The sequence below is a fragment of the Streptomyces sp. NRRL WC-3549 genome (assembly GCF_000721935.1).
Lineage (GTDB): Bacteria > Actinomycetota > Actinomycetes > Streptomycetales > Streptomycetaceae > Streptomyces.
In genome coordinates, this window is sequence record NZ_KL585402.1 from 40,456 (window position 1) to 45,397 (window position 4,942).

Consider the following 4,942-nt stretch of genomic DNA (forward strand, 5'->3'; position numbering starts at 1 on the left):
GACGAAGGCGGCGCTGCCCCTGCCGCTCCCCTCGGTCACCGCACCCGGTACGGAGGGCACCCGCTGATGATCACCCTCGCCACACGCCTCAAGAACATCGCCTTCCTGATCATCGCGGTGCTGGTCCTCGGCTACCTGGGTGTCCGGTACGCCGACCTCGGCCGCTACCTGGGCCTGCGCGACTACTACACCGTCACGGTCCAACTGCCGCGGACCGGCGGCCTGTACACCCACTCCGACGTCACCTACCGGGGCGTCTCCGTCGGGCGGGTCGGCCCCATCGAACTCACCGACGACGGCGTCGAGGCCGAACTGCGCATCGAGAACGACGCGCCCCGCATCCCGGACAGCCTGCGGGCCGTCGTCGCCGGCCTCTCCGCGGTCGGCGAGCAGTACGTGGACCTGCGGCCCACCCGCGAGGACGGCCCCTTCCTGGAGAACGGCTCGGTCATCGACCAGGCCGACACCACCGTGCCGGCGCCCGTCACCGACGTCCTCACCAGCGTCAACGACCTGACCGCCTCCGTCGACGCCGAAGCCCTGCGCACCGTCGTCGACGAGTTCGGCGCGGCCTTCGAGGGACGCGGTGACGACCTCCAGGTCCTCCTCGACACGAGCAGCGCGTTCGTCGACGCCGCGGACGAGGCGCTGCCGACGACCACCAAGCTGATGACGGACGGCGAACGGGTCCTGCGCACCCAGGTCGAACAGGGGGAGGCGCTCAAGGGGTTCGCCTCCGGAGCCGAGCGGCTCGCCGCCGAACTCAAGGACTCCGACGCCGATCTGCGCCGCCTGATCGCCGCCGCCCCCGATGCCACCGCCCAGATCAGCGGACTCCTGCGCGACGTGGAACCCGGCTTCGGCGTCGTCGTCGCCAACCTCCTCACCACCTCGGAGGTCGCCGTCACCCGGCAGCGCGGCCTGGAGGAACTTCTGGTCAAGGTGCCCGCGGTCGCCGCCGCCGGGGCGAGCATCATCGACGAGGACGGAGCCGCCAGGTTCGGGATGTCGGTCACCTTCTTCGAACCACTGCCCTGCACCGCCGGATACGGCTCCACCACCTACCGGCCCGGAACCGACCTCTCCACCGCCCCCGCCGTCAACACCAAGGCCCGCTGCACCTCCGCGCCCGGCACCGGGATCAACGTCCGCGGCAGCGCCAACGCCCCCAAGGGCGGCCCCGTACCCGAACCGGCCGAACCGGGTTCCGTGCTCACCGGTACCGGGACCACCGAAGACACCGCACGGACGGCCGACGGCATGGCCGGCCTGCTGGGCCTGGGAGGCGGAGAGTGACCCCCCGTACGAAGAACCTGGGCGGCTGGGCCGCCATGCTCGCGGCCCTGCTGGTCTGCACCCTCGGCGGCTGGTCGTACGCCCAGGCGCGCGGCGACGACACCCTGGCGTACGCCAAGGCCCGTGACGCCGCACTCACCGACGGCGAACGGCGCCTCGCGCGGCTGACCAGCATGGACGGGGGCAGCGCCGAGGGAGTGAAGTCCGGTCTCACGGCCTGGCTCGCCGCCTCCACCGGCCCGCTCCACGACCGGCTGAAGGACACCCGCGCCAAGGACACCGCCGCGCTCACCGAGTCCGGGACCACGGCGCGCGGCAAGGTCACCGACGCGGCGCTCACCGCGCTCGACGAGCGGGCCGGGACGGCGGCACTCATCGCCACCGTCGACGTGGAGGTCACCCCCCGTACCGGCAAGGGCGGCACGGAACGCAGGCGCTTCGAGGCGTCCCTGGCCCGCACCGGGGACGGCTGGAAGATCACGGCACTGGACGCGCTACCGGTCGGGAGCGGCGCATGAAGCAGACGGAGACGGCCAGGCGCGCGGACACCGCACCGGACCCGGGGGCCGGGGAGACGGAGGAGGCCGGGCGGGCCGGAGCGCCCCACGGCATCCGGGAGACGGAGACGGCGGAAGTAGCGGAAGCGCCGGAAGGGGCCGAGGAGACCGAGGAGGGCGAGGAGGGCGACGGACCGGCGGCGGCGCCCCGTCACGGCCGTCTCCTCCGGGCCCTCGCGGCGGCCCTGGCCCTCGCCCTGCTGGCGGCCGGTGTCACCCTCTTCGTCCTGGGGCAGCGGCTCCGCGACACCCCGGCCACCTCGAACCGCGCACTGACCGACACGGCGGCGACCGCGCGGGTCACGGGCGACGTCGGCAGTGCGCTGAGCAAGGTCTTCTCCTACGGCCCGCAGTCCACCGCCGCCACCAAGGAGACGGCGAAACGGGTCCTGGCCGGCAAGGCGCTCCAGCAGTACGCGGCGCTGTACGGCCAGGTCGAGAAGCAGGCCGCCGACCAGAAGCTGACGCTCACCACGCAGGTGGTGCGCGCCGGGGTCACCCGGCTCGGCACCGGCAGCGCCCACCTCCTCGTCTTCCTCGACCAGGTGTACGAACGCGAGGGGAAGGCCGCCACGACGGCGGCGGCCCAGCTGTCCGTGACCGCGGAGCTGCGCGGCGGGCACTGGGTCGTCGTCGACATCACGTCCAGATAGGGGAGAGGCACCGATGGCACGGGTACGGACGACGAGGAACCCGCTGGTGATCGCGGCGGTCGCGCTGACGGTCGTGGCGGCCGGCGCGGCCGGCTGGGGCGGCTGGTCGCGCTACGAGGCGTCGCACGACGACGCGGCGGCCTACGCCCAGGCCCGCGACGAGGCGCTGGCAGCCGGCGAGCAGGCGGTGCAGAACATGAACACCCTCGACCACGCCCGGCTGGAGAAGGGGCTCGACAGCTGGGAGGACTCGACCACCGGGGACCTGCACAAGCAACTCGTCGACGGCCGTGACGCGTTCGTCAAGCAGATCGAGGCGGCGAAGACCGTCAGCACCGCCAAGGTCCTGTCGGGCGCGGTGACCGAGCTGGACGACCGGGCCGGCAAGGCGGGGGTGATGGTGGCACTCCGGGTCACCGTGACCGCTCCGGAGGGCGAGCCGGCGGTGAAGGAGAGCCGGATGCTGGGGCAGCTCACCCGCACCTCCGAGGGGTGGAAGCTCAGTGCCCTGGGCCAGGCCCTCGTCGGCAACACCGCCGGCTGACCGGCCGTCACCCCAGCTCCCGAGAGGACCACTGACATGTCGACGACCCGACACCTCGTGAACCGCCGCCGCCGGCTGGCCGGCGTCGCCGCGACGACGGCGCCGCCGCGCGGGACCGGACCCGCCCCCGGTGGGGCCCGGCCCGAACCGGACGCCGAAGGCGAAGCGGAGACGGCGACGGAGACGGCGACGGATACGGATACGGATACGGATACGGATACGGAGACAGCGGCGGAGACGGGGACCCCTGAAGCGCGGGCCGACGCCGACGCCGACATCGACGCCGACGTCACGGAGGCGGACGGGCAGTCCGCGGCGCCGGTCCGCGGAAGGCTTCCCCGCCTCCACGTCGGACTCCCCGCCCTCCTGTGCGCCGCCACCGTCCTCCTCGGCGCCTTCGCGGCCTGGGCGTTCACCTCGGCCGCCGCCCTGCGCGACGACCCCACGCGGCAGAACACCGCCCTCACCGACATCAGCCGGACCAGCGAGGTCAAGGGCCAGATCACCGAGGCCGTCGGCGCGGTCTTCTCGTACAACTACGCCTCGCCCGGCAAGTCGGACCGGGCCGCTCGGATGTACCTGACGGGCGAGGCGGTCCGGCAGCACGAGGAGATGCTCGCCGAGGTACGCGCCCAGGCCCCGAAGCAGAAGCTGGTCCTCACCACGACCGTGACCGAGAGCGGCGTCGAGTTGATCGACGGCGACCGGGCCCGGCTGCTGGTCTTCGCCGACCAGAGCAACACCCGTACCGGCAAGGAGGACGAGACCACCTACGCGGCGGCGATGTTCGCCGTGGACGCCGTCCGCACCGAAGGCGTCTGGCGCATCGCGGCCATCGACACGTTCACCCGATGACCCCGGGAGAGGGAGGACACATGAGGTTCAACGGAACCGTGCGCCGGGGACTCAGCGGCACGGCCGCCGCGGTCGCCGCGATGGCGGCGCTCACCGCGTCCCAGGCCCCCGGGTTCACCGAGGGCGGCACCGGCACCGACATGAAGAACGTGGCGACGGACGACGTCGTGTGGACCGAGGTGCCCAACGACGACAGCTACCACACCGAGCTGCCGCCGCTCACCACGCCCGAACCGCCCAAGCCCAGCCCGGCCAAGGCGGGTACGGCCGCCCCGGCCGTCACCCGGGCCTCGTCCGAAGCCGGCGTACCCCGCACCGTCCTGGCCGCCTACCGCTCGGCGCAGGCGTCCCTCGCCCGCACCGACCCCGGCTGCCACCTGCCCTGGCAGTTACTCGCCGCGATCGGCAAGGTGGAGTCGGGCCACGCGGCCGGCGGACGGGTCGACGCCGGGGGAACCACGACCACACCCATCCTCGGCCCCGTCCTCAACGGCTCCGGTTTCGCCCACATCCCCGACTCCGACGGGGGCCGCTACGACGGTGACGCCGTGTACGACCGTGCCGTCGGCCCCATGCAGTTCATCCCCTCCACGTGGGCGCACTGGGGCGCCGACGGCAACGGCGACGGGCGCAAGGACCCGAACAACATCCACGACGCCGCCCTGGCCGCAGGCCGCTACCTCTGCGCCGGACCCCGCGACCTGTCGGTGAGCGGCGACCTCGACCGGGCGATCCTCAGCTACAACCACTCCGACACGTATCTGCGGACGGTCCTGTCCTGGCTGGAGTTCTACCGCAAGGGCACCCACCCGGTCGCCGACGGCACGGGCGTGATCCCCGGCAGCCCCGGCGCGGGTGGCCCGCACGCCCCCACGTCCCCGGTCGGCGGCCCCGGCAGCCCGAGCGGCCCCGGCAGCCCGAGCGGCCCCGGCAAGGGCGGCGGCATCGTCGTGGGCCCCCAGCCCGGTAACACCCCGCGCCCCTCCACCTCACCCGCCCCGGGCCCCTCCACCCCACCGGCCCCGGGCGGCTCGGCG

At 73.7% G+C, this 4,942-nt stretch carries 6 protein-coding genes; all 6 read left to right on the forward strand.

Going from position 1 to position 4,942, the window contains the following annotated elements; translation table 11 throughout:
- Nucleotides 1-66 precede the first annotated feature (66 nt).
- Nucleotides 67-1,296 (forward strand): MCE family protein, encoded by a 1,230-nt coding sequence (locus IH13_RS0117370; RefSeq protein ID WP_031085449.1) that lies wholly within the window; start codon nt 67-69, stop codon nt 1,294-1,296.
- Entirely contained in the window at nt 1,293-1,814 is a 522-nt protein-coding gene (locus IH13_RS0117375) for a hypothetical protein (RefSeq protein ID WP_031085450.1), read from the forward strand. Before IH13_RS0117370 ends, IH13_RS0117375 begins: the two co-directional genes overlap by 4 nt.
- Nucleotides 1,815-1,906: 92 nt before the next feature.
- Nucleotides 1,907-2,506: a hypothetical protein gene (locus tag IH13_RS0117380; RefSeq protein WP_031085453.1), complete on the forward strand. Its 600-nt coding sequence runs from the start codon at nt 1,907-1,909 to the stop codon at nt 2,504-2,506.
- A 13-nt stretch (nt 2,507-2,519) separates the two neighbouring features.
- Complete coding sequence (locus tag IH13_RS0117385) at nt 2,520-3,050, forward strand: nuclear transport factor 2 family protein (RefSeq protein WP_037841604.1); 531 nt, start codon at nt 2,520-2,522, stop codon at nt 3,048-3,050.
- 36 nt (nt 3,051-3,086) lie between these two features.
- Nucleotides 3,087-3,905 (forward strand): membrane protein, encoded by an 819-nt coding sequence (locus IH13_RS0117390; RefSeq protein ID WP_031085456.1) that lies wholly within the window; start codon nt 3,087-3,089, stop codon nt 3,903-3,905.
- A gap of 20 nt (nt 3,906-3,925) precedes the next feature.
- Nucleotides 3,926-4,942 (forward strand): lytic transglycosylase domain-containing protein (locus IH13_RS0117395; protein ID WP_031085458.1); only part of this gene is annotated, 1,017 nt, incomplete at its 3' end.

What these genes read in the sequence shown, in the direction of transcription:
- IH13_RS0117370 (WP_031085449.1), top strand. Translation starts at nt 67, where the DNA reads ATGATCACCCTCGCCACACGCCTCAAGAACATCGCCTTCCTGATCATC.
- IH13_RS0117385 (WP_037841604.1), top strand. Translation starts at nt 2,520, where the DNA reads ATGGCACGGGTACGGACGACGAGGAACCCGCTGGTGATCGCGGCGGTC.
- IH13_RS0117390 (WP_031085456.1), top strand. Translation starts at nt 3,087, where the DNA reads ATGTCGACGACCCGACACCTCGTGAACCGCCGCCGCCGGCTGGCCGGC.